At 69.4% G+C, this 22003-nt stretch carries 21 protein-coding genes and 2 pseudogenes; 9 read left to right on the plus strand and 14 right to left on the minus strand.

Going from position 1 to position 22003, the window contains the following annotated elements:
- Nucleotides 1-2: 2 nt before the first annotated feature.
- The 3 genes from ACAM57_RS01750 to ACAM57_RS01760 are packed head-to-tail and all read right to left on the minus strand — an operon-like array spanning nucleotide 3 to nucleotide 2854.
- Nucleotides 3-773 carry a hypothetical protein gene (locus ACAM57_RS01750; protein ID WP_126025451.1) on the minus strand — a complete coding sequence of 257 codons (771 nt, stop codon included), beginning with the start codon at nucleotides 771-773 and terminating at the stop codon, nucleotides 3-5.
- A complete protein-coding gene (locus tag ACAM57_RS01755) occupies nucleotides 763-1773 on the minus strand; it encodes a hypothetical protein (RefSeq protein WP_369660511.1) in 1011 nt (336 codons plus the stop codon). Before ACAM57_RS01755 ends, ACAM57_RS01750 begins: the two co-directional genes overlap by 11 nt.
- 52 nt (nucleotides 1774-1825) lie before the next feature.
- Nucleotides 1826-2854, minus strand: coding sequence for a glycosyltransferase family 2 protein (locus ACAM57_RS01760; RefSeq protein ID WP_369660512.1), 1029 nt, complete (start codon nucleotides 2852-2854; stop codon nucleotides 1826-1828).
- Between the two features lie 96 nt (nucleotides 2855-2950).
- Between ACAM57_RS01760 and ACAM57_RS01765 the strand changes: the two genes are divergently transcribed.
- Entirely contained in the window at nucleotides 2951-4297 is a 1347-nt protein-coding gene (locus ACAM57_RS01765) for a UDP-glucose/GDP-mannose dehydrogenase family protein (protein WP_369660513.1), read from the plus strand.
- Here ACAM57_RS01765 and ACAM57_RS01770 read toward each other — a convergent pair.
- The 3 genes from ACAM57_RS01770 to ACAM57_RS01780 all read right to left on the minus strand — a co-directional run bounded on the left by ACAM57_RS01770 (nucleotide 4283) and on the right by ACAM57_RS01780 (nucleotide 8139).
- Nucleotides 4283-5425, minus strand: a complete 1143-nt coding sequence (locus ACAM57_RS01770; RefSeq protein ID WP_369660514.1) for a CaiB/BaiF CoA transferase family protein — start codon at nucleotides 5423-5425, stop codon at nucleotides 4283-4285. The genes ACAM57_RS01765 and ACAM57_RS01770 overlap by 15 nt on opposite strands.
- 10 nt (nucleotides 5426-5435) lie before the next feature.
- Nucleotides 5436-6371, minus strand: coding sequence for a Bug family tripartite tricarboxylate transporter substrate binding protein (locus ACAM57_RS01775; RefSeq protein ID WP_369662510.1), 936 nt, complete (start codon nucleotides 6369-6371; stop codon nucleotides 5436-5438).
- Nucleotides 6372-6444: 73 nt separating this feature from the next.
- Nucleotides 6445-8139: an acyl-CoA dehydrogenase family protein gene (locus ACAM57_RS01780; protein ID WP_369660515.1), complete on the minus strand. Its 1695-nt coding sequence runs from the start codon at nucleotides 8137-8139 to the stop codon at nucleotides 6445-6447.
- A 100-nt stretch (nucleotides 8140-8239) separates the two neighbouring features.
- On the opposite strand from ACAM57_RS01780, the gene ACAM57_RS01785 reads away from it, so the two are divergent.
- Nucleotides 8240-9142, plus strand: coding sequence for a LysR family transcriptional regulator (locus ACAM57_RS01785; protein ID WP_369660516.1), 903 nt, complete (start codon nucleotides 8240-8242; stop codon nucleotides 9140-9142).
- Here ACAM57_RS01785 and ACAM57_RS01790 read toward each other — a convergent pair.
- From ACAM57_RS01790 to ACAM57_RS01805, 4 genes are all read right to left on the minus strand, one after another.
- Entirely contained in the window at nucleotides 9133-10167 is a 1035-nt protein-coding gene (locus ACAM57_RS01790) for a serine/threonine protein kinase (protein WP_369660517.1), read from the minus strand. The two genes, ACAM57_RS01785 and ACAM57_RS01790, sit on opposite strands and share 10 nt — an antisense overlap.
- Before the next feature lie 35 nt (nucleotides 10168-10202).
- Nucleotides 10203-11318, minus strand: coding sequence for a DUF2855 family protein (locus ACAM57_RS01795; protein ID WP_369660518.1), 1116 nt, complete (start codon nucleotides 11316-11318; stop codon nucleotides 10203-10205).
- Nucleotides 11319-11481: 163 nt separating this feature from the next.
- Nucleotides 11482-11907: an organic hydroperoxide resistance protein gene (locus ACAM57_RS01800; RefSeq protein WP_126025461.1), complete on the minus strand. Its 426-nt coding sequence runs from the start codon at nucleotides 11905-11907 to the stop codon at nucleotides 11482-11484.
- Between the two features lie 106 nt (nucleotides 11908-12013).
- Nucleotides 12014-12469: a MarR family winged helix-turn-helix transcriptional regulator gene (locus ACAM57_RS01805; RefSeq protein ID WP_126025462.1), complete on the minus strand. Its 456-nt coding sequence runs from the start codon at nucleotides 12467-12469 to the stop codon at nucleotides 12014-12016.
- 163 nt (nucleotides 12470-12632) lie between these two features.
- Between ACAM57_RS01805 and ACAM57_RS01810 the strand changes: the two are divergent.
- Nucleotides 12633-13625 (plus strand): annotated as a pseudogene (locus ACAM57_RS01810) (MerR family transcriptional regulator); the annotation flags it as partial.
- Nucleotides 13626-13688: 63 nt separating this feature from the next.
- On the opposite strand, the pseudogene ACAM57_RS01815 reads toward ACAM57_RS01810, so the two are convergent.
- Nucleotides 13689-14510 (minus strand): annotated as a pseudogene (locus ACAM57_RS01815) (ABC transporter permease); the annotation flags it as partial.
- 2 nt (nucleotides 14511-14512) lie between these two features.
- Nucleotides 14513-15502 (minus strand): ATP-binding cassette domain-containing protein, encoded by a 990-nt coding sequence (locus ACAM57_RS01820; protein WP_240650834.1) that lies wholly within the window; start codon nucleotides 15500-15502, stop codon nucleotides 14513-14515.
- Between the two features lie 26 nt (nucleotides 15503-15528).
- Between ACAM57_RS01820 and ACAM57_RS01825 the strand changes: the two genes are divergently transcribed.
- From ACAM57_RS01825 to ACAM57_RS01840, 4 genes are all read left to right on the plus strand, one after another.
- Nucleotides 15529-15894, plus strand: a complete 366-nt coding sequence (locus ACAM57_RS01825; RefSeq protein WP_369660519.1) for a hypothetical protein — start codon at nucleotides 15529-15531, stop codon at nucleotides 15892-15894.
- 99 nt (nucleotides 15895-15993) lie between these two features.
- Nucleotides 15994-16836 (plus strand): hypothetical protein, encoded by an 843-nt coding sequence (locus ACAM57_RS01830; protein WP_369660520.1) that lies wholly within the window; start codon nucleotides 15994-15996, stop codon nucleotides 16834-16836.
- A complete protein-coding gene (locus ACAM57_RS01835; RefSeq protein WP_369660521.1) occupies nucleotides 16833-17525 on the plus strand; it encodes a hypothetical protein in 693 nt (230 codons plus the stop codon). Before ACAM57_RS01830 ends, ACAM57_RS01835 begins: the two co-directional genes overlap by 4 nt.
- Nucleotides 17522-18124 carry a hypothetical protein gene (locus ACAM57_RS01840; protein WP_369660522.1) on the plus strand — a complete coding sequence of 201 codons (603 nt, stop codon included), beginning with the start codon at nucleotides 17522-17524 and terminating at the stop codon, nucleotides 18122-18124. Before ACAM57_RS01835 ends, ACAM57_RS01840 begins: the two co-directional genes overlap by 4 nt.
- A 21-nt stretch (nucleotides 18125-18145) precedes the next feature.
- Here the strand turns inward: ACAM57_RS01840 and ACAM57_RS01845 are convergent, their stop codons facing one another.
- Nucleotides 18146-19036: a LysR family transcriptional regulator gene (locus ACAM57_RS01845; RefSeq protein WP_369660523.1), complete on the minus strand. Its 891-nt coding sequence runs from the start codon at nucleotides 19034-19036 to the stop codon at nucleotides 18146-18148.
- 115 nt (nucleotides 19037-19151) lie between these two features.
- Here ACAM57_RS01845 and ACAM57_RS01850 point away from each other — a divergent pair, with 115 nt between their 5' ends.
- Both ACAM57_RS01850 and ACAM57_RS01855 read left to right on the plus strand, forming a co-directional pair.
- The gene (locus tag ACAM57_RS01850) at nucleotides 19152-19808 is read left to right on the plus strand and encodes a glutathione S-transferase family protein (protein WP_184639722.1); all 657 of its coding nucleotides are present in this window, start codon (nucleotides 19152-19154) and stop codon (nucleotides 19806-19808) included.
- A complete protein-coding gene (locus ACAM57_RS01855; protein WP_369660524.1) occupies nucleotides 19805-20797 on the plus strand; it encodes a pyridoxamine 5'-phosphate oxidase family protein in 993 nt (330 codons plus the stop codon). Before ACAM57_RS01850 ends, ACAM57_RS01855 begins: the two co-directional genes overlap by 4 nt.
- Here the strand turns inward: ACAM57_RS01855 and ACAM57_RS01860 are convergent.
- On the minus strand, nucleotides 20755-21906 hold the full coding sequence (locus ACAM57_RS01860) for a cytochrome P450 (protein WP_369662511.1): 1152 nt from the start codon (nucleotides 21904-21906) through the stop codon (nucleotides 20755-20757). The genes ACAM57_RS01855 and ACAM57_RS01860 overlap by 43 nt on opposite strands.
- Nucleotides 21907-22003 lie beyond the last annotated feature (97 nt).

Below are 22003 nucleotides of genomic sequence, written 5' to 3' on the forward strand. Positions count from 1 at the left end.
GCTCAGGCGTGGTGCCGCACCGGCGGTGCCGAGCCGGGGCGCAGGCGCAGCGCCACGCCGGCCAGCCACATGCCGAGCGCGCCGGTCACGCCGAAGCCGCGCTCGGTGTCGCGCACCTCGCGCATCACCCGCGCGAGCCGCTGCTGCTCGTGCGGCGCCACGCATCGCTGCAGCGTGTGGCTGCACAGCCGGATGTGGCGGTCCTCGTCGGCCATCACGCGCGACAGCAGCGGATGCAGCGCGTGCTGCGGGCCGATCAGCGCGCAGTGGCGCTGCAGGATGCGCGAGGCCATCTGCTCGGCCGCGAGGCCGATGGCGTAGGCCGGCACCAGGCCACCGTGCGCAAAGTGCGGCGCGTGGCGGCGGATCAGCGCCTGCCAGCGCGCGAGCTTGCGGCGGCTGAACCAGTCGGGCTGTGGCGCTTCTTCCGGCGACGCAGCGGCCTGCGCATTGCCGCCGCGCTCGACGATGGCCTGCGCGAAGAGGCGCGCGTGCAGCTGCTCGTCGGCCAGGTGCTGGTCGAGCTGGCGCGCCAGCCACTCGGGCGGCGCGATGCGCAGTTCGCGCTGCAGCGCCTGCTCGGATGACTCCTCGCCCACCAGGTAGAAGCGCAGCAGCAGCATCTCGCCCTCGTTGCTCGCATGCAGCTGGCGCAGCGCGGCGCGCTTGACGTGATGCACCAGCCAGGCTTGCAGCGCGGGCCAGCCGCGCAGCCGCGGCGGCGAGAGGCAGTCGAAGCCGGGCGCGGTGCCGGATGCGGGTTCAGCGGCCATCGGCCTTTGTCTTCGCCGTCTGCGGCTGTTGCTGCTGCCAGCCCAGCACCAGCCCGATGAAACTGTCCTGCAGGAAGGCGCGCGCGGCCGCGTCGGCACCCGCGAACTCGCGCTGCTGGCCGTCGTAGCGGATGTAGCCCTTGCCGTTGGCGGCGCCTAGAAGCAGCTTCTCGTTCTTGCGGAAGCCGCGCTGCAGCAGGGGCTGCAGCAGCGACTGCGATTCGAGCCCGTACAGGAACAGGTCGCGCTGCACCACCTGGCGCGGGATCTGGCCGCTCAGTGCCTGCAACTCCAGCGTCCAGTTGCCCTGCTGCATGGCCTCCGCCAGGTCGCGGCCCTTGGCGCCCGGCGCGCGGAAACGCGCGCGCGCCACCGACTTCGAGGCGCGGCTCAGGCCCAGGCCGATGGTGATGTCGGCGTCCCTGGCGCCGTCGGCGCGGTTGTCGTCCACCTGCACGAAGACGTTGGCCAGCCGCGCGGCCAGCGATGGCCTGGCCAGCGCCTCGACGATCTGCTCGGGGGCGAGCATCACGCGCTCGGTGCCGGGCTCGTTCACCGTCACCTTGTACGGATCGATGCGGATGTCGTCGAACTCGCCGCTTACGGGCGAATGCGCATGGCTGCTCACCGACCACTCGGTGCCCGAACGGCTCAGCAGCGCGTGGAAGGTCAGCGGCACGCGCTGGCCGTCGCGCGCGCGGCCCGAGCCTTGCAGCAGCACGTCGCCGACGATGGTTTTCTCGGGATAGCTGCGGGTGCTGGCGAAGCGGATGGTGTGCGCCGCGGCGTCGAGCGCGGCGTGGGTGTCGGCGTCGTCCAGCGCGAGGCGGTTGCACTCGCTGCCGCCACCCGCGAGCGCCGCGAATGGGCAGCCGGCGTCGGACTTGAAGTTGAAGACGCCGCGGCCCGCGAAGTCGGCGGCACCAGCCAGCGTGAACGCGCCTGCGAGCGCGAGGCCCAGTGCCGCGCGGCGGATGGAAAGCGAAGGGAAGCTGAGCATGATCTTCGGTTCTTCTTGTTCTGCGGAATAAAGCAGGCGAAAGGGGGCTCGGTCAGGGCCGGTGATACGACAGCGCCTGCGCATCGGCATTGGTGCGCCCGGTCGTGTGCCAGCCGATGCCGCGCGCGAACGCGCCCAGCATGTCGACGGCCGAGAAACCGAGGATGAGCGCCACGCCCGCGAGCCAGCGCAGCCCGCGCAGCGGCGGCAGGTCCTGATGGTTCAGCGCCTTCATGCTGAAGCCCAGCCGCGTGAAGAGCACCGCCAGCGGCCCGATCGGGCCGCTCCTCGCGAGCCATTGCCAGCGCGGCGACACGTAGCTGCGCAGCAGGTGCGGCGTGAGCGAATAGGTGTCTTGCCCGCGCATCCAGCGCAGTTTCAGCGCCTCGGCGCGCGTGTCGGGCAGGCGGTGCTCGGTGTGGGCCGCGGCCGCGTAGTGGATGGGCACGCCCGCCGCCTTCAGCCGCATGCCGAGCACTTGGCAGTGCGCGCGGTAGACGCCGTCGAGCGCCTGGTAGCTGTGCTGCTCGAACACGTCGCGGCGGAAGGCCACGTTGTTCGCGTAGAAGTTGCTCGTGGCCCCCGCATGGTCGGCGTTGGGGAAGTACATGAAATCGATGGTGGTGAGGGCCGTGCCCACCACGTTGGCCGCATAGCTGGTGCGGCCAGCCACCACGGCGGGGGCATCGGCACCCTTGGTGAACGGCAGCAGCATCTGCAGCAGCCAGTCGTCGTCGGGCAGGCAGTCGGCGTCGGCGAACACCACGTGCGTGCAGCGCTGCGCGTCGGTGGCCGCGAAGCCGGCGTTCTTGGCGTCGTAGTAGCCGGTGCTCGTGTCGATGCGCACGAAGTCGATGGGGCGGCCGGCGAGCGCGCTCACGGCCTCGCAGGTGGCAGCGCTCAATCCGTCGTGCGTGATGACCACCTGCGCGAGCGTGCTCAGCGGCAGCTTCTGTTTCGCCAGCAGGGCGACGAGGCGCTGCAGGCTTTCGCCCGCCCTGGCCTCTGCATCGGCGCCGCCGCGCAGGTTGTTGGTCTCCAGGACCAGCGCGCAACGCGCGGCAACTTGATCGGGCATCATCGAATTTTCCTGTCCGGACATCGTTTTGAAGGCTTGCATCCTGCTTTTATCGCACAACCGCGCCCGCCACCAGTGCCGCACGCCATGGGGCCGTCCATGAAGGTGACCATCTTCGGCGCGGGCTACGTGGGCCTGAGCTTCGCCGCCTGCCTGGCCGAGGCGGGCCACGAGGTGCTCTGCGCGGACGCCGACCCGGCGCGCATCGAGGGCCTGCAGGGCGGCCGGATGCCGCTGCATGAGCCCGGCCTGGAAGCGCTGGTGGCCTCGGGCGTCGCGGCGGGCACGCTGCGCTTCACCGCCGACGAGCGCGCGGCCTGCCAGCACGGTGACCTGCTCTTCATCGTGGTGAACACGCCGGCCGATGCGCAGGGGCGGGTCGACCTGCGGCACGTCATCGCGGTGGCCGCCGCCATCGGGCGGCACCGCGACCGCGACGCGCTGGTGGTCTGCAAGTCGACCGCGCCCGTGGGCACGGCCGCGCAGGTCGAGGCCGTGCTGGGCGGCGAGCTTGCGCAGCGTGGCGCGAGGCACCGCATCGCGGTGGCGGTGAACCCCGAGTTCCTGCGCGAAGGCTCGGCCGTGCGCGATTGCCGGCAGCCCGACCGCGTGGTGATCGGCAGCGAAGATCCATGGGCCATCGGGCTGCTGACCAGGCTCTACGCGCCTTTCATTCAAGACCCGCAAAGGCAGCTGCTCGTGATGGACCGCCGCTCGGCGGAGCTCGCCAAGTACGCGGCCAACGCGATGCTCGCCACCCGCATCAGCTTCATGAACGAGATGGCGCGCGTGGCCGAGCAGGCGGGCGCCGACATCGAGGCGGTTCGGCGCGGCATCGGTGCCGACCGGCGCATCGGGCCCGACTTCCTGCAGGCCGGCGTGGGCTATGGCGGCTCCTGCCTCGCGAAGGACGTGCGGGCGCTCACGCATGCGGCCGAACGTGCGGGCCATGCGCTGCGCATCCTTTCCGCCGTCGCTGCCACCAACCACGAGCAGAAAGGCAGGCTCTTCGAGCTGATGTCGCGGCACTTCGGCGGCACGCTCGCGGGCCGGACCATCGCCGTGTGGGGCCTGGCCTTCAAGCCCGACACCGACGACATGCGCGATGCGCCCAGCCTCGTGCTGCTGGAACGCCTATGGGCGGCCGGCGCGCGCGTGCGGGCCTACGACCCTGCCGCGATGCCGAATGCGCGCGGCATCGTCGGCGAGCGCGACGACATCCACTGGTGCACCACCGCGCAGGAGGCACTGCAAGGAGCCGATGCGCTGGCCGTGGTCACCGAGTGGGAGGAGTTCCGGCGGCCCGACTTCGCGCAACTCGCCGGCGAGTTGAACGCGCCGCCGGTCATTTTCGACGGGCGCAATCTCTACGACGCCGCGCAGGCCGAGTCGGCGGGCATCGCCTACTACGGTATCGGCAGGGGCCGGTCGTCAATGCTGCGCTGAGTCTTCCGAAGGCACAAAGGCATCGCCCGGCGTGAGCGGCGCATGCCGGTAGCTGGCCGGCGTGCGGCTCAGCTTCACCGGTGCGCCTATGCCGCGGTAGCCGCCGGGCATCTCCACCACCATCTCGCGGTGCAGCGTGTGCGGATGCTGCAGCGCTGCATCCACCGGCAGCACCGGCGCGGCGGGCACGCCGGCGGCCATGAGTTGATCGACCAGCGCGCGGCCATCGAAGGCGGCCATCGCGGCCTCGAGCCGCTGCTTGAGTTGCCCGCGATTGACCGAGCGCGAGCCGGCCGTGCGGAAAAGCGGGTCTTCAGCGAGTTCGGGCAGGCCGATGCAGCGGCACAGGCTCGCGAACTGCCGGTCGTTGCCCACCGCCACGAACACCGGGTCGGTGCCCGTGGCCACCGCGTCGTAGGGATAGATGTTCGGATGCGCGTTGCCGGTGCGGCGCGGTTCGGTGCCGTCCATGAACCAGTTGGCGGCATGCGGATGCAGCAGCGACAGGCCGCTGTCGTACAGCGCCGCCTCCACGAACTGGCCGCGGCCGCTGCGGTTGCGCTCCTGCAGCGCGAGCAGCACGCCGATCACCGCGTTGAGGCCGGTCACCATGTCGACCACCGGCAGGCCCACGCGCAGCGGGCCGCCGTCGGCCTCGCCGTTGATGCTCATGATGCCGGTCATGGCCTGCACGGCGGCGTCGTAGCCCGGCAGCGCGCCCAGCGGGCCGTCGGCGCCGAAGCCCGACACGCGGCACCACACGAGGCGCGGGAAGCGCTTCGACAGCTCCTCGTAGCCGATGCCCCAGCGTTCCATGGTGCCGGTCTTGAAGTTCTCGATCAGCACGTCGGCCTCGGCCACCAGCGCGAGCAGCGCCCCGCGGCCTTCCTCGGTCGAGAAGTCGAGGTGCTGCACGCGCTTGTTGCGGTTGAGCCCGTGGTAGTACGAGGCCACGCCTTCCCTGAAGGGCGGGCCCCAGGTGCGCGTGTCGTCGCCCTGGGGCGGCTCGACCTTGAGCACGTCTGCGCCATGGTCGCCGAGGATCTGGCCGCAGTAGGGGCCGCCGAGGATGCGGGAGATGTCGAGTACGCGGATGCCGGCGAGGGCGCCCTTGGAGGCCTGGTTCATTTCGGTGTTCTCAATCGAGCTGCGCGCCGGACTTCTTCACGACGTCCTTCCACTTCACCGATTCGCCAGCGATGAACTGCCCGAGCTTCTGCGGCGATGTATCGGCCGGCACTTCGAGGCCCTGCGCCGCGAACATCTGCTTCACCTTGGGCGAATTCAGCACCTCGGCGAACGCATGGTTGAGCTTGTTCACGCGGTCGGCAGGCGTGCCGGCCGGCGCGACGATGCCGAAGAACACGCTCACGTCGTAGCCCTTGTAGCCCTGCTCGGAAATCGTCGGCACATCGGGCAGTGCCTGCGAACGCGCCACGGTGGCCACGCCCAGCGCGCGCAGCTTGCCGGCCTTGACGTAGGGCAGCGCGGTGAGGATGTCGGTGAAGGTCATGCTGACCTGGTTGCCCAGCAGGTCGTTGAGCGCGGGGCCGGTGCCCTTGTAGGGAATGTGCTGCAGGTCGGTGCCCGCCACCGAATTGAAGAGCACGCCCGCGAGGTGCGACGAGGCGCCGTTGCCCGACGAGGCATAGCTGAGCTTGCCCGGGTTGGCCTTGGCGTAGGCCACCAGCTCCTGCACGTTCTTCACCGGCAGCGTGGGGTTGACCACCAGGATGTTGGGCAGGTAGCCGACCTGGATCACCGGCGCAAAGCTCTTCACCGGGTCGTAGTTGATCTTGCGGTACAGGCTCGCGTTGATGGCGAGCGGCCCCGAGGTGCCGAACAGCAGCGTGTGGCCGTCGGCCTCGGCGCGCGCCACGTACTCGGCGCCGATGTTGCCCCCGGCGCCCGCGCGGTTCTCCACGATCATGGGCTGGCCGAGGCGGTCCTTCATCTCGGCGGCGAGCGTGCGCGCCATCGCGTCGGTGGGGCCGCCGGGCGGGAAGGGCACGACCAGCATCAGGGGCTTGGAGGGGAAGGCGTCGGCGGCCTGTGCCGCCGGCATGGCCGTCATCAGCGTGGCGCAGGCGGCCAGCAGGAAGGTGAAGCGTTTCAAGGGATGTCTCCGTTTTTTTAAAGAAGAAGGCTCAGGCGGGCACGGCCGTGGATGCAGCCGCCGCGGCGCTCCAGTCCGCCGGCATCGCGTCGGGCAAGAGCGGATCGCGAGGCAGCACGCGGTGCAGCAGCACCAGCTGCGCCCAGCGCAGGCGCGCCGCGGAGCCGCCGTGCGCGGCTTCCCAGGCCATGGCGATGGCGCTGGTGCAGTGATAGAGCGCCGATGCGGCCTGCCGCGCGAGCACGTCGCTGCCTTCGCGTGCGGCGGTCTCGGTGAGCGCGGCGGCGCGGTCGAGCGCGTCGCGCAGGGCCTTGGCGAAGGCGGGAGCCAGCGCCGCATCTGCAAGCAGCTTCTCGCAATGCGCGCGCAGCACCGGCAGCGAGCCCTCGCGCTTCACCGCGCGGATCACGTCCAGCGCCACGATGTTGCTCGTGCCTTCCCAGATCGAGCCCAGGTGCGCGTCGCGCACGAGCCGCGCGTCGCTCCATTCCTCGATGTAGCCGCAGCCGCCGCGCACTTCCATTGCGTCGCCCGTGACCTTGCGCGCATCGCGGCAGGCCCGGAACTTGATGAGCGGCGTGAGGATGCGCAGCAGTGCGTACGCATCGGGCTCGCCGGCGTCGGAGCGCGCGAGCGCCAGCGCCGTCTGGCACACCATGGTGCGGGCCTGTTCGGCGGGCAGGCGCAGCTTGTCGAGCTGGCGCTGCATCAGCGGCATCTGCTCCAGCGTGCGGCCGAAGGCGCGGCGCTCGGATGCGATGAACTCGGCCTCGGCCACCGCGCGGCGCATCAGGCCGGCGGCGCGCACGCCGTTCGACAGGCGCGAGTTGTTGACCATGTCTGCCATCTGCACGAAGCCGCGGCCTTCCTCGCCCACCAGCCAGGCGGTGGCGCCTTCGAGGCGGATCTCTCCGCTGGCCATCGAGCGCGTGCCGAGCTTGTCCTTCAGCCGGATGATGCGGTAGCTGTTGAGGCTGCCATCGTCGAGCCGGCGCGGCAGCAGGAACAGCGACACGCCCTTCATGCCCTGAGGGCCGTCGTCGGCGCGCGCGAGCACCATCGCGAAGTCGGCGTCGGGGTTCGAGCAGAACCACTTGTCGCCCGTGAGGCGCCAGCTGCCGTCCGATTCGCGGCGGGCCAGCGTGGCGGTGGCGGCGATGTCGGAACCGGCGGCCTGCTCGGTCATGAACATCGCGCCCTGGGCGAGTTCGTCGAAGTCCAGCGAGGTGAGGCGCGGCAGGTACTTGGCGACCAGCTGCGGGCTGCCGAACTTCTTCAGCGTGCGCGTGAGCGAGTCGGTCATCGACACCGGGCAGCACAGGCCGAACTCCGCCTGAACGAAGAGGTAGGTCAGCACGTACTTGACCAGCGGCGGCATCCTGCCCTTCCAGCCCAGCGTGTCGTCGCGGTGCGAGATGGCGGCCAGGCCGAATTCGGCGAGCGCGAGGCGTTCCATCTCCACGTAGGCGGGGTGCTTGACGATCTTCTGCTCGTCCAGGCCGGTGCGCGTGCGCTGCTTCAGCACGGGCGGGTTGCGGTCGGCGGTGCCGGCCAGCTCGTCGATCAGGCCGCCCGCAAGGCCGCCCAGGCGCTCGAAGTGCGGCTGCATGTGGCGGCGCAGGTCTTCGGGCAAGTAGAGCGCGAGCAGTGTGTGCAGCTCGGCGTCGGTGGTGAACAGGTTCTGGCCGTGGCGGTCGGGGATCGGATGGGCGTGCTCTGCGGACATGCGCTTTGTCTCCTGGGGTTCCTTGTTTGGCGCATTGTTGAAGCCGGAACGATCCGTGTCTAATATCGATTTGGTCTTGTTCGATTCGATCTGACTATCCATGGAACTGCGTCACCTGCGCTACTTCTCCGTGCTCGCCGAGGAGCTGCACTTCGGGCGCGCGGCGCGGCGGCTGTCGATCTCGCAGCCGCCTCTGTCGGTGGCCATTCGGCAGCTCGAAGACAACGTGGGCGCGCGCCTCTTCGAGCGCAACAGCAAGGAAGTGCGGCTGACGCCCGCGGGCGAGGCGCTGCGGGTGTCGGCGCGCAGGCTGCTCCTGCAGGCCGAGGAAGCCGCCATCGAGGCGCGCGACGTGGCGCTGGGGTCGGCCGGGCGGCTGCGCATCGGCTTCGTCGGCGCGATGCTGTACCGGGGCCTGCCGCAGGCGCTGCGCGCCTTCCAGGCGAAGCACCCGGCGGTGCGCATCACGCTGAGCGAGCTCAATTCGGGCATGCAGATCGCCGAGCTGCTGAACGACCGGCTCGACCTGGGCTTCGCCCACACGCACCGCGTGCCGGACGAGCTGCAGCACCGGCTGCTGCTGTCGGAGCCCTTCGTGGCCTGCCTGCCCGCCGGGCACGCATTGGCGCGCAAGCGCGTGCTGGCACCGGCCGACCTGCGCGAGCAGCCCTTCGTGCTGTTCTCGCGCGAGGTCTCGCCCGACTATCACGAGCGCATCCTGAGCATCTGCGCCGACGCGGGCTTTTTGCCCGAGGTACGGCACGAGGTGCGGCACTGGCTCGCGGTGGTTTCGTGGGTGTCGCAGGGGCTGGGCGTGGCGCTGGTGCCGCAGGCGATGCGGCATTCGGCCTTGCGCGGCGCGGTGTTCAGGCCGCTCGACAGGGCCGTGGCGCAGTCGGAGGCCTACGGCATCTGGCGCAGCGGGCCGGCCAATGTGCTGGTCGAGCGGCTGCTGGAAGGCGTGGCCGAAAGCCTCGCCGCCACCCGCGGCGATCAGGCGTAGAGCGGCTCTTCCGCCATCTGCTCGCACTGCTCCTCGAGCATGAGGATCTGCCCCTTCCAGTAGTCGCTGGAGCCGAACCACGGGAAGTTGATCGGGAAGATCGGGTCTTCCCAGCGCCGCGCCAGCCAGGCGCTGTAGTGGATGAGGCGCAGCGTGCGCAGCGGCTCGATCAGCGCAAGCTCGCGGCGGTCGAACTCGCGGAACTGCTCGTAGCCGTCGAGCAGGCCCGACAGCTGCGAGGTGCGCTGTGCGCGGTCGCCCGACAGCAGCATCCACAGGTCCTGCACCGCGAAGCCGGTGCGCGCGTCGTCGAGGTCGACGAAGTGCGGGCCGCCGCCGGGACGGTCGGTGGGCGTCCAGAGAATGTTGCCGGGGTGCACGTCGCCGTGCAGGCGCAGCTTGCGGGGCTGGAAGTCGGCCGAAGGCGGGCTGGCCGCGAGCGCGGTGGCGCCGATCATGTCCAGCGCCTCGTTGCAGGCCTTCTCCCAGTCGCGCTGCACGTCGAGCGGGATCTTTTCGTTGGCGAGCAGCCAGTCGCGCGAGGCGATGCCGAAGGTCTGCAGGTCGAGTGCGGGCCGGGCCTCGAAAGGCTTCGCGCTGCCCACCGTGTGGATGCGCGCGAGGAAGCGGCCCACCCATTCGAGCACTTCGAAATCGTCGAGCTCGGGCGCGCGGCCGCCTCGGTAGGGGCTCACGCTGAAGGCGAAGCCGGCGTGGTGGTGCAGCGTCCTGCCGTCGAAGGCCAGCGGGGGCACGGCAGGCACCTCGGCGGCGGCCAGCTCGAGCGAGAAGCCGTGCTCCTCGAGGATCTCGGCCTCGCTCCAGCGGCCGGGGCGGTAGAACTTGACCACCACCACGCTGCGGTCTTCCAGGTGGACCTGGTAGACGCGGTTCTCGTAGGAGTTCAGGCCGGTAAGACGGCCGTCGCCGTAGAGGCCGAGCGTCGCGAGCGCGTCGAGCACCACGTCGGGCGTGAGGCTCTCATAGGGATGTGTATTCGCGGGCGCCGCGGAAGATTGGGTCATGCGGCGATTGTCGTCGCCGCGCGATGCCCCTGGCGTCAGCCTGCGGCGGACTGCTTGCAAAGGGACAGGATGTGGCCGGTGCGCGGATCGCCCTTGCCCGCCAGCACCTGCGCGTAGGCGGCCTGCACCGCCTCGCCGCCGTTGTGATGCTCGGCATGCAGCCAGGGCGCCTTCGCATCGGTGACGGTGGCCATGAAGTCGTGCCAGGCCGCGACCATGCGGCGGCCGAACTCCTCGGGGCCCCATTCGGTGGTTCGCTTCTTGATCTGCGCCGGCGCGAAGAACAGCGTGGCGCGCGGGCCCGGCAGGTCCTTGCCTGCGCCCTTGGACGCGAGCTGCTCGACGTGGGTGCCGCCGATGGAACTGCTGTACTTCAGGTTGGCGAAGCGCTCGTGGATGGCGTTGCGCAGCGTGCCGTTGCCGGCGAAGTCGACGTACACGCAGGGCGTGTCGGCCGCGATGGTGTCGAGCGCGTCGTAGGTCGCCACGCGGTCGTAGCAGCCGAGGCTCTCGCAGAAGGCCACGTTGGCGGGCGATGTCAGCCCGATCACCTCGATGCCCTCGCGCTTGTGCAGCTGGAAGGCGGTGCCGTAGGCCGTCTTGCTCGATGCGCTCGACAGCAGCATGGTGCCGGCGCCGAAGAAGTCGTTGTCGGCCATGAAGTCGTCGATCAGCCACGAGGTGATGAACAGCGGGCGCAGCAGCGCCTGGATGTCCTCGGTGCCGGCCGTGTAGAGCGGGTCGCTCGCGCAGCGGAAATACTGGTTGTAGACGGCGGGCAGTTCGGCGCGGTGCGGCGCCATGTCGGTGAAGCGCTCGGGCGAGAGCCGCCCGGGGCTCAGCACCGTGCTGGAGGCCATCGGCCAGTAGCCGTAGAGCCGCTCGCCCACCGGCACGCCCGGGTGCAGCGACTGCACCACGCTCGCGAAGCCCCACACGGGGATGCTGCCCCAGCCTTCCTCGCCGCTCGGGAAGAACTGCCAGTAGCTCATCGCGTCGCCGAAGGCGGCATACGTGATGTTGTTGGACGTGAGCGCGAAGCTGTCGATGCGCACGCGCACCTGGCCGTCGGCGAGTGCTTCGTCTGTGACGGTGTGGAGGCGCGTGGTGGAGAGCTGGTCTTTGCGGATGAGGAGGCTGGTGGTGCTCATGAGCGTGGCTCCTGGCGGTTGTGGTGTTCGCCTACGTTAGCCAAGCTTGATGAAAGGCGCCATCGCGCAGCCGTGTTTGGCGTCACCCGTGAGACATCGGCGGGCATGAAAAAAGCGGCCCGGCTTGGGGCTGGGCCGCTTCGGGTTCGCTTGTACGCGAGGCTCAGGCGATGCTGAGTTCGACGTCGATGTTGCCGCGCGTGGCGTTCGAGTACGGGCACACCTGGTGGGCCGTGTCGACCAGCTTCTGCTTGGCCTCGGCATCCAGCCCGGGCAGCGTGATCGCCAGCTTCACGGCGATGCCGTAGGCGGCGCCGCCGTTCGTCGGGCCAAGCGAAACGCTGGAGTCGATGGCGACGTCTTCCGGCACCTTCACGCCGATCTTCGGGCCAACGGCCTTCATCGCGCCGATGAAGCAGGCGGCATAGCCGACCGCGAACAGCTGCTCGGGGTTGGTACCGGGCTTGCCGGAACCGGGCGAGCTCAGCTTGACGTCGATCGCGCCGTCGCTGGACTTGCCTGCGCCGTCACGGCCGCCGACCGTGTGGGCTTCTGCGGTGTAGAGCACTTTGTCGAGCTTGGTGGTCATGGTGATTCCTTTGGTGGTGATGAAGTTGAAGGGAGGGTGGTGAAAAGGCTTCGTTCTCTTTCCTTGCGGAGGTCGAGCGGAGCGGGAGAAAAATGTGGCTCTGCCGTCAGGCCGCCTTCCTGATGCGGTCGCGCAGCGCCTGGATCTGCTGGGTGAGGGAAACCAGCTCGGGCACCGAGCACTCGGCCGCGGCCATCAGGCAGGCCGGCACGCTGGATGCGCGGTTCTTGAGCCTACGGCCCGCCGCAGTCAGCGTGATGTGCACGCGGCGCTCGTCGGCCACGTCGCGCACCCGTGCCACGTAGCCGTTGGCTTCCAGGCGCTTGAGCAGCGGAGTGAGCGTGCCCGAATCGAGCGAGAGGCGCTCGCCGAGCTCGGAGACCATGAGGCCGTCCTGCTCCCAGAGGGCGAGCATCACGAGGTATTGGGGGTAGGTGAGCTGCAGCTTCTCGAGCACCGGCTTGTACAGCCGGGTCATGGCCAGCGAAGCGGAATAGACGGCGAAGCACAGCTGGTTGTCCAGCTTCAGCATTTCGTCGGCGTTGATGGCGGTGGAGCGCATGGGTTGAATTGTAGCGAGCAATTAGATTGTGTGCAATGTAATTTGAAAGTGTCAGTATCGAGGTGAGGTCAGGGCACATGAAACCCGGTTTTCGTGTCGGCCTGTTGACCCGGCCCCAGGGACAGCCCTTACAAAGGCAGACTCGTCGAAAAAGGTTCTCATCGTGCGATCCAACACCCGATTCCTCAGCCCGTCCGAAGCCGCAAGGCGGCTCGGCGTGTCAGCCAAGGCCCTGCGGCTCTACGAGCAGCGTGGTCTGGTGGAGCCCGAGCGGACCGCTGCAGGCTGGCGTGTCTATGGCCCTGAGCAGATGGCCCGTGCCGCCGAAATCGTCGCGCTTCGAGCGCTCGGCTTCAGCCTTGCTCAGGTGGGGCGAGTGTTGCAAGGCGACCCGCAGGGGCTGGAGCAGACATTGGCGGCTCATCAGGCAGCGCTGGAGGCGCAGTTGCATGGGCTTGCAGCAACGGTCGCGAAGATTCGGAGCCTGCGAACCGATCTGCTGCAAGGCCGCACGCCGACCATCGGCGAACTCGCGGACCTGCGCGCACCAACCACCGAGGTTCGCGTCGCGTTTCGGCTTCCGTGGCCCTGGGGTGGCGAGCCTTTCGAGCTGCGCGACATCCGCGCGCTGAACTACATCATCGGCCCGCTCGGCAGCGGCAAGACGCGGCTTGCGCACAGCCTTGCCGAGGCGCTGCCCGATGCAGTCTTCCTGGGATTGCACAGACTTGAAGAAGCCGAGGCGGCAGCGGCGAAGGCAAGACTGCATGCCGACCATCGGTCGAAGTCGAGAGTCGACGAAGCTATGGCTTGGCTCGCTGAAGACGGTGCTACTCCATCGGACGCCTTGTTGGTGCTGCTCTCCGAACTCGAAGCCGAAGGCCCCACCACACTCATCGTGGACATGATCGAGCAAGGCCTGGACCAGCAAACGCAGGAAGCCCTGATCGCCTGGCTGCGCCGAAGAGCCGCCGGCGCACGGCCGATCTTCATGCTCACCCGCTCCAGCGCGATCCTGGACCTGTCCGCCGTGGGCCCCGACGAAACCGTCATCCTCTGTCCCGCCAACCACAGCCCGCCGATGCAGGTCGCGCCGTATTCCGGCGCACCCGGCTACGAAGCGGTCGCCACCTGCCTGGCCTCGCCGGAGGTGCGGGCGCGGACGGCGGGCGTCATCGCGTGGTTTCCGCCGGGCCGCGTGGAGGCCGCTGCTGCTACGCCTGAACCTCTTGCGCGTCAGCCCCAGCGCAATCCAGAACGCCACCACCGCATACACCGCCAGCACCACCGCGTGCACCCACCAGCCGGCGGGCCACTGATCCATGAAGAGCGGCCGCACCAGCGCCACGGCATTCGTCAGCGGCAGCCACGCGGCCACTGCCTGCACGGCGGCGGGCAACTGCTCCAGCGGAAAGAACACCCCGCTCAGGAACATCATCGGCGTCATGAACAGCGTGAAGTAGTAGGTGAAGAAGTCGTACCCTTTCGCCAGCGCATTGAAGATCAGCGCGATCGAGGAGAAGGTGATGCCCGCGCCGATCAGCACCATCCACGCGACGATGAGCTTCGGGCTGTGGCTGATGCCCAGCCCCAGCATCACGAACAGGATCGCCGTCACGGTGAAGATCGACTTGAACGCCGCCCACAGCATCTCTGCCAGCACGATGTCGTCCAGGCCCACGGGGGCGTTCATGATGCCGTCCCAGGTCTTCTGCACGTGCATGCGCGAGAAGGCCGAATAGAGCGCCTCGAAGCTCGCCGCGTTCATCGCGCTCATGCAGATTGAGCCGCTCGCCAGGAACAGGATGTAGGGCACCTTCACGCCGTCGACCGACACCTGCCCCACCAGCGCGCCCATGCCGTAGCCGAAGGCCACGAGCCAGATCAGCGGTTCGGCGATGTTGCCGATCAGGCTCGGTATGGCGAGCTTGCGCCACACCAGCAGGTTGCGCAGGAACACGGGCCACCAGCGCAGCGAGAGCTGGGGCGGGCGCCACGGTGAGGGCGAAGGGGGCGCGGTTGTGGTGGTGGTCGTGTTCATGTCTAGCCATCTTCACGAATCTGGCGACCCGTGAGCTTGAGAAAGAGGTCTTCGAGATTCGCGGGCCGGTGGAAGGTGCGCAGCCCGCCGTGCCGCGTCAGCGCATCGAGCAGCCGCCGCGCGTCCTGGGTGTAGAAGAACACCGTCTCGCCGCTGACTTCCACGCGCGCCGCCATCGCCTTCAGCTCGGCTGATCCAGCCAGCGAGAGCGCGCCGTTGCCGTACACCTCGACCACGTCGGGCTCCAGGTGCTCGGCGATCAGGTCGCGCGGGCGGCCCTCGGCGATCTTGCGGCCGTGGTCGAGCACCAGCAGGCGCGAGCACAGGCGCTCGGCCTCGTCCATGAAGTGCGTGGTCAGCAGGATCGACTTGCCCTGCTGCAGCAGCACCTGCAGCCGCTCCCACATCAGGTGCCGCGCCTGCGGGTCGAGCCCGGTGGTGGGTTCGTCCAGCAGCAGCAGCTTCGGGTCGTTGACCAGCGCACGCGCCAGCGAGAGCCGCCGCCGCATGCCGCCCGAGAGCTCGCCCGGCTTCGCGTCGGCCTTGTGCGAGAGCGCCGCGAATTCCAGCAACTGCGGAACGCGCGCGCGCACCTGCGCCTTGCTGAAGCCGAAGTAGCGGCCATACACCACGAGGTTCTCGGCGCAGCTGAAGTCGGGGTCCAGCGTGTCGAACTGCGACACCACGCCCAGCTGCGCCTTGATCGCCAGCGCATCGCGCGGCATCTGCAGCCCCAGCGCCGAGATCTCGCCGCCGTCGGGCGCGGTGAGGCCCAGGCACATGCGGATGGTGGTGGTCTTGCCGGCGCCGTTCGGGCCGATCACGCCGAGGCACTCGCCGGGTGCGATCTCGAACGACAGGTCGTTCACGACCGTGGTGTCGCCATAGCGCTTGTGCAGATGGCTGGCGTGGAAGAGGGGAGGCGGGGCGGAGGAAGAGGGTGTAGGCGGCACGCGGCCATTCTGACGCAGCCGGACGCGGGGCGTGCCCATCGCTTCAATCGATGGACAATCCGCCGATGTTCAGAGCAACTTCATGGATCGTGGCGTGCCTGGCTGCCACGGCGGTGCAGGTGGCGGCGGCGGCAGCGCCGGCCGATCCGAAACGGTGCGAACAGCTCCACGAGGTCGCGAATGCGAGCCCTGGCTTCGTCCCGCGCTACGGCGCGGTCGTTGTCGGCGTCGGCAGGGCGCATCTCCACACGGCGCCCGACGCCGCCTGCGACAGCGGCAAGTTCCTGATACCCAAGGACCGCGTCACCGTCTACACGCCGTACAAGGAATGGGTTCAGGTGATGTTCATCCACCCGAAGACGGGCGAGGACACTATGGGCTGGATGCTCGACAGCCGCCTGAAGACGACCGGCGCCATGGGCCCTCGATAACCCGGGGCGGAGCGAGCTCCCGGCAGCGGCAAAATCGCCGCACCCATCGATCGACGGATGAATGAGCCAATGGCATTGCACACGGGGGGAGACCCAAGAATGCTGCGTTTCTGGCTGGCGCTTGCGGCCTTGCTGCTGCTCGGCGCCTGCGCACCCTTTCACCGGCCCCTGGCGGCCGCGGACCGCAACAAGGTCCAGGAAGTCGACCTGCGCGTGGTCGTCGCGCAGGAGAGCTTCATGTTCTCCGCGCAGTCGCCCGGCGTGAGTGCCGCCACGGGCGGCGGGCTGATCGGTGCGCTCATCGATTCCTCCGTGCAGCAGTCGCGCCAGAAGGACATGAGCGCCGAGGTGCAGGCCATCGTCGGCCCGCTGCTCGACTATGACTACCGCGCCGAGGCGGCCCGGGCGCTCGAGGCGCAGCTCGGCGAGCCGTCTTCGTTCCCGCTGAAGATCCGCTCCGCGCGGCTGCTTCCGGCCATGCCCGTCAAGGCCGAGCACGAGGCCCGCATCGCCGCCACGAAGAACGGTCCCGCCTACATGGTGTTGTTGCTGCAGTACGCGCTGGAGCCCGGCCTGGGCGCCTTCACCACGCGCACCTCGGCCCTGCTCTGGCAGGACGGCAGGAGCGAGCCCAGCTACCGCGCCGCGGCCATCTTCCAGACGCCCGTGGGCGGCGTCGCGCGCGCCACCGTCATCCGCCGCCTCACCGCCGATGACGGCCAGGTGCTGCGCGGCATGATGCGCGAGTCGATGACGCAGACGCTGCATGCGGTGGCGCTGGACATCGCCGGCGCGCGCTCGGGCGCGGTGAAGACCGCGCGCTTCAACGTCAACGGCTCGTGGGTGACGCTGGCCGGCCAGAGCTTCGACGAGCGGCCGGGCCGCGTGCTGTTCCGCGACCAGGACGGCGCGCTCTATTCGGTCAGGAGCGCTGCGCCATGACGCCGCGGCGCCACGCCTGGAGGCCGGCCGCTTTCAGCGCCCTGTGCATGCTCGGCGCCGCGCCGGGCATCTCGCACGCGCTGACCGAGACCGAGCCGCTTCCCATGGTCTACGAAGCGGCACCCGAGCCGGCCGAGCGGCCCAACAGCACGCCCGCCCCTGTGCTGCGCGTAGCCAGCGGCTGCACGCTGTATCTGCCGAAGATAGACGACATGCGCTTGAACAAGGCCAACGTCGGCAACCTGACGTTGATGCTGCCCACGCTGCACGCCACGCCGGTGAAGGTGCAGTCCATCCGTGCCGGCGGCGATCCGGTCGAGTGGGCGCGCAGTGCGCTGCAGTCCGCGAGCCGCTACGGCCTGCAGGTGGTGAGTGCCGCGCCGCCCTCGACGGGCGCTGCTGCGAGGCAGGTCACGGCCGACGTCGCGCTGCGCCTGGCGCATTCGTGGTCGTCGGGCCTCAACCTCGTCTCGCACGTCGTGCTGCAGGCCAGCTACCGCATGCCCGGCGCCGAGCCCGTGATGCGCCAGTACCACGGCATGGGCACGCGCGCGAACTGGGCCAGCGGCAATGGCGAATTCATGTCGGTGCTCAATCTCGGCATGGAAGAAGCGGTGCGCGGCATGGTCGCCGACACGGCCGCGCTGTGCGACGGCAAGCCTCTGCCAGATCGGGGGGGCGCGTCATGAACACGATTCCGCGGCCGCTGAAAGGCCGGCTCGAACTCCACTTGACTTGCGGCGCAATGGATGCCGCGCGGATTCCTTTCTTCGTCGAAGTCTGCGAGCAGGTGGGGCTCAAGCCGCTGCTGATCGACCTCGCCCACGGCGAGCAGAAGCAGCAGCCCATGGCCACCACCTGGCTGCGCGGCGACCTCGCCGAGGCGAAGGCCGAGGCGATGGCGCTTGCGCAGTGGCTGGCGCGCGCGGGCATGGCCGTGCTGCGCGTGAAGGTCGAGGCCCCCATCCAGGGTCACGAGTGCCTGAGCCGGCCCGACGAGTACTTCGAATGGCACGGCAAGCTGCGCGTGCACGACGCCTCCGCGTTGCAGCACCTGTGCGAGACGCACGGCGCGCGCCTCTCGCGCAACAGCCTGAAGGACGAGACGGACGTGCGCTTCGCCACCCTGCGCAGCCGCGAACCGCTGGACGGGTTCAAGGCTCGGGTCGCGGCACTGACCGGCCAACTGGAGCGCCAGGGCTGGCCGCTGCTGAAGCAGGAGACGGAGATCTGCCTGCTCGACAGCCGGGAGTCGATGGACGCGGGATGGCTGGAAGCAGCTGCATGAACCTGCGGTGCGCTCCGCCGTTCAAAGCCTGAGCCCGCAGAACTCCGCCTTCATCCACTCGATGAACGCCCGAGTGCGCGCCGGCAGCAGCCGCGCATTCGGATAGATCACGCTCACCGGCCGCGGCGGCGGCTCGAAGTCTTCGAGCACCAGCCTCAGCCTTCCCTGCGCGACGTGCGGCATCACCTGGTACGAGAAGAAGGTGCCGAAGCCCATGCCCGCGGCGCACGATTCGATGGCGGGCGCTAGGTGGTTGAATTCCAGCCGGTTGTCGGGCGTCACGCTGATCGCCTTGCCGCCCTCGTAGAACTGCCACTGTGCCGGCGCATCGACGCGGCCGCGCACGCACGGGGCGCCGTTCAGTTCGCGCGGGTGCGTCGGCGTGCCGTGCTGCGCAAGGTAGTCGGGGCTCGCTACCAGCACGCGGCGGATGGTGCCCATGGTCTGCGCGACGAGCGAGGAATCTTCCAGCGGGCTGATGCGAATGCCGACGTCGATGCCTTCCTCCAGCAGGTTCACGGTGCGGTCGTACAGCCGCACGCTGCAGCGCACTTTTTCGTAGCGCTTCATGAAGCGCACGATGGCCGGTGCCACGTACATGTGGCCGAAGAGCACCGGCGCGGTGATGGTGAGCTGGCCGGCGGGCTCGCGCGCCTCGGCTTTCAGCGCGAGGTCGGCGGCATCGGCCGCGAGCAGCACCTCGCGTGCGCTCGGCAGGTAGCTGCGCCCCTCCTCGGTGAGCGAGAGGCGGCGCGTGGTGCGGTGGAACAGGCGCACGCCCAGGTGCGCCTCCAGCGCGGCAAGAGAGCGCACCACCGCGGGCAGCGATGTGCCCAGCGCCTCGGCGGCGCGGGTCAGGCTGCCCTGGTCGGCGATCTGAACGAAGGTCTGCATGGCCTTGAAGCGATCCATGGGGCGATTAAACCGGAAAACGCAGCAGTCAAATACAGGAAAGACTATTCATTCATTCGGTGCAAGAGAGAAGAATCCGGTCCGTGCCCCACCTCTTTGCAGAAAAGGAATTGCCATGACCGCCGTCCGTCCCGCCCAGCCCATCAAGCTCTACGGCTCCCCCATCTCGGGCCATGTGCATCGCGTGCGCCTGTTTCTCACGATGCTCGGCCTGCCCTTCGAGAGCATCGAGCTCGACATGCGCAAGCGCGAGAACCGCACGCCCGAGTTCCTTGCGCGCAATCCCTTTGGCCAGGTGCCCGTGATCGAGGACGGCGATCTCACGCTGGCCGATTCGAACGCCATCCTGGTCTATCTCAATGAGCGCTATTCGGCCGACCCCTCGCGCTGGATGCCGCGCGACGCAATCGGCGCGGCGCGCGTGCAGCGCTGGTTCTCGGTGGCCGCCGGTCCGCTGGCCTATGGCCCGGCGGCCGCGCGGGTCATGGTGCTGTTCGGCCACGCGACCGATCCCACCGAAACGGTCAAGCGCTCGCACGCGCTGCTCTCGGTGATGGAAACGCACCTGCAGCAGCAGCCCTTCCTCGCGGGCCCCGAGGCCACACTGGCCGACATCGCGAACTACGCCTACGTGGCGCACGCCCCTGAAGGCAGCGTGTCGCTCGACGGCTATCCGAGCGTGCGCGAGTGGCTGGCGCGCGTCGAGGCATTGCCCGGCTTCGTGCCGATGGTGCGCACCGCCGTAGGACTCGCCGCGGAGGCCAGCTCATGATCGCCGCTCCATTCCATGCCGGCGAGCGCACGCTGCAGGCGCTGGCGGGTTCGCGCGAACAGATGGAGGTCGCCGGCCCCCGCGTGATCCGCGACTACATGCCCGATCAGCACCGCGAGTTCTTCTCGCTGCTGCCCTTCATCGTGGCCGGCAGCCTCGACGCCGACCTGCAGCCCTGGGCCAGCGTGCTCGCCGGGCCCACCGGCTTCGTGCATTCGCCCGATGCCACGCACCTGCGCATCGATGCGCTGCCCACGGCGGGCGATCCGCTCATCGGCCAGCTGAAGCGGGGCGCAACCATGGGGCTGCTCGGCATCCAGCCGCACACACGGCGGCGCAACCGCATGAACGGCACGGTGGAGGCGCTCGATGCGGCGGGCTTCAGCGTCGCGGTGCAGCAGAGCTTCGGCAACTGCCCGCGCTACATCCAGGCGCGCGAGCCGGAGTTCGTCGCGCCGCGCGCTACCGGTGCGGCTCCCGTGCAGTGGCTCGACAGGCTGGATCTTGCCGCGCACCGCCTCATCGGCAGCGCCGACACGCTGTTCCTTGCCACTGCCTACCCCCACGAAGCCGCGGCGGGCGACGAGGCCGACGCGAGCTCGCACGGCGTCGACGTGTCGCATCGCGGCGGCCGTCCGGGCTTCGTGCGCATCGATGGCGACGACACGCTCGTGCTGCCGGACTTCAACGGCAACCGCTTCTTCAACACCCTGGGCAACCTCGCCGTGCATCCGCGCGCGGGCCTGCTGTTCGTCGACTTCGACAGCGGCGACCTGCTGCACGTGGCGGCCACAGCCGAGATCGTGTGGAACGGCCCCGAGGTCGATGCGTTCGAGGGGGCGGAGCGGCTGGTGCGCTTCCGCGTCACGCACGCGCTGCGCCGGCCGGGCGCGCTGCCGCTGCGCTGGGGCGATGCGCAGCTGTCGCCGCACCTCGCGGGCACCGGTCAGTGGAACACGGGGATGCGCCCGTTGGCCGACGGCCGGTAGCTCCAGCCGCGCAGGCGCTGGGCATCGAGGTCGGCTGCATGCTGCAGCAGCAGCGTGTGGAGGCTGGCGGCGGCCAGCGTGCAGGCCAGCGCCTGTCCCGGACAGGCATGCATGCCGTGGCCGAAGCCGAGCATGCGGCGCCGTTCGCGCAGGGGCATGAACCGGTCGGGCTCGGGGTTGAACGCCGGATCGCGGTTGGCCGATGCCAGCAGCACCAGCACCGTGTCGCCCGCAGCCACGTCGATGCCGGCGATGGTGACGGCCTCTGCGGCGAAGCGCCGCGTGTTCTGCACCGATGGATCGTGGCGCGCGGCTTCCTCGACGACGGCCTGGAGGCCATCGCGCGTGCGGGCCGAAGGCCGCAGCGACGGCTCGCGCATCAGTGCGATCAGGCTGTTGCCGACCAATCCGGCCGTGGCGTCGCAGGTCTGCGAGAGCAGGCCAGCGAGGTTCGCGAGCAGCGAGCGCGACAGGGGCGCATCGCCGCCTGCGCTTTCTGCCAGCACCGCAGCGAGCAGCGTGCCGTGCCGAGGCGCATTGCCGGTCGCCAGGACTTCGAAGCGCGCCATCAGCTCCGCGGCGGCAGTGCTCGCGCGCTGCAACTGTTCGAGCGTGGAAAGCGGCGACAGGCAGGCCACGAAGTCGCGCATCCACCGGTCCACCTGCGGCAGCGCATCGTCGGCAAATCCGAGCAGGTGCGCGGCGGACTGCACCGGCATCGAGAACAGCGTGTCGGAAAGCGGCTGCTGCCGAGGCACGCGCTGCGCGACCTGCAGGGCGGATTCGTACACCGCGTTCAGGTCGAGCCCGGCGAGCGCGCGTTGCAGCGCGGGCCTGTGGGCCTGATGCGCGGCACCGTCGTTCATTCGGACCAGGTGACCGAACACCTCGCCGGACGGACTGCCCACGATGGCGCGCGGCACGGGCTCGGCGGCCGGCCGCACGCGCAAGGCACCGTGGGCCTGCAGCACCTGTTCGACCACGTCCGCGCGGCTCGCGACCCACAGGCGCAGCTTCTCGTTCCACGCGAGCGGCGGTCCGTCGCGAAGGGTGGCGTAGTAGGGGTAAGGATCGGCATGCGTGGCGGCCGCGACCGGATCGGCGGGCATGGCGGAGGGCGTGGGGCTCGTGTTCGTCATGGCGCCAGTGTGCGATCGAAGCTGCCGCCACACTTCGCCCGCGAACGAAGTGTGGCGTGCGCCGCCG

Origin of the sequence: Variovorax sp. V15, assembly GCF_041154425.1 — a bacterium.
In the GTDB taxonomy this organism is placed as follows: domain Bacteria; phylum Pseudomonadota; class Gammaproteobacteria; order Burkholderiales; family Burkholderiaceae_C; genus Variovorax; species Variovorax guangxiensis.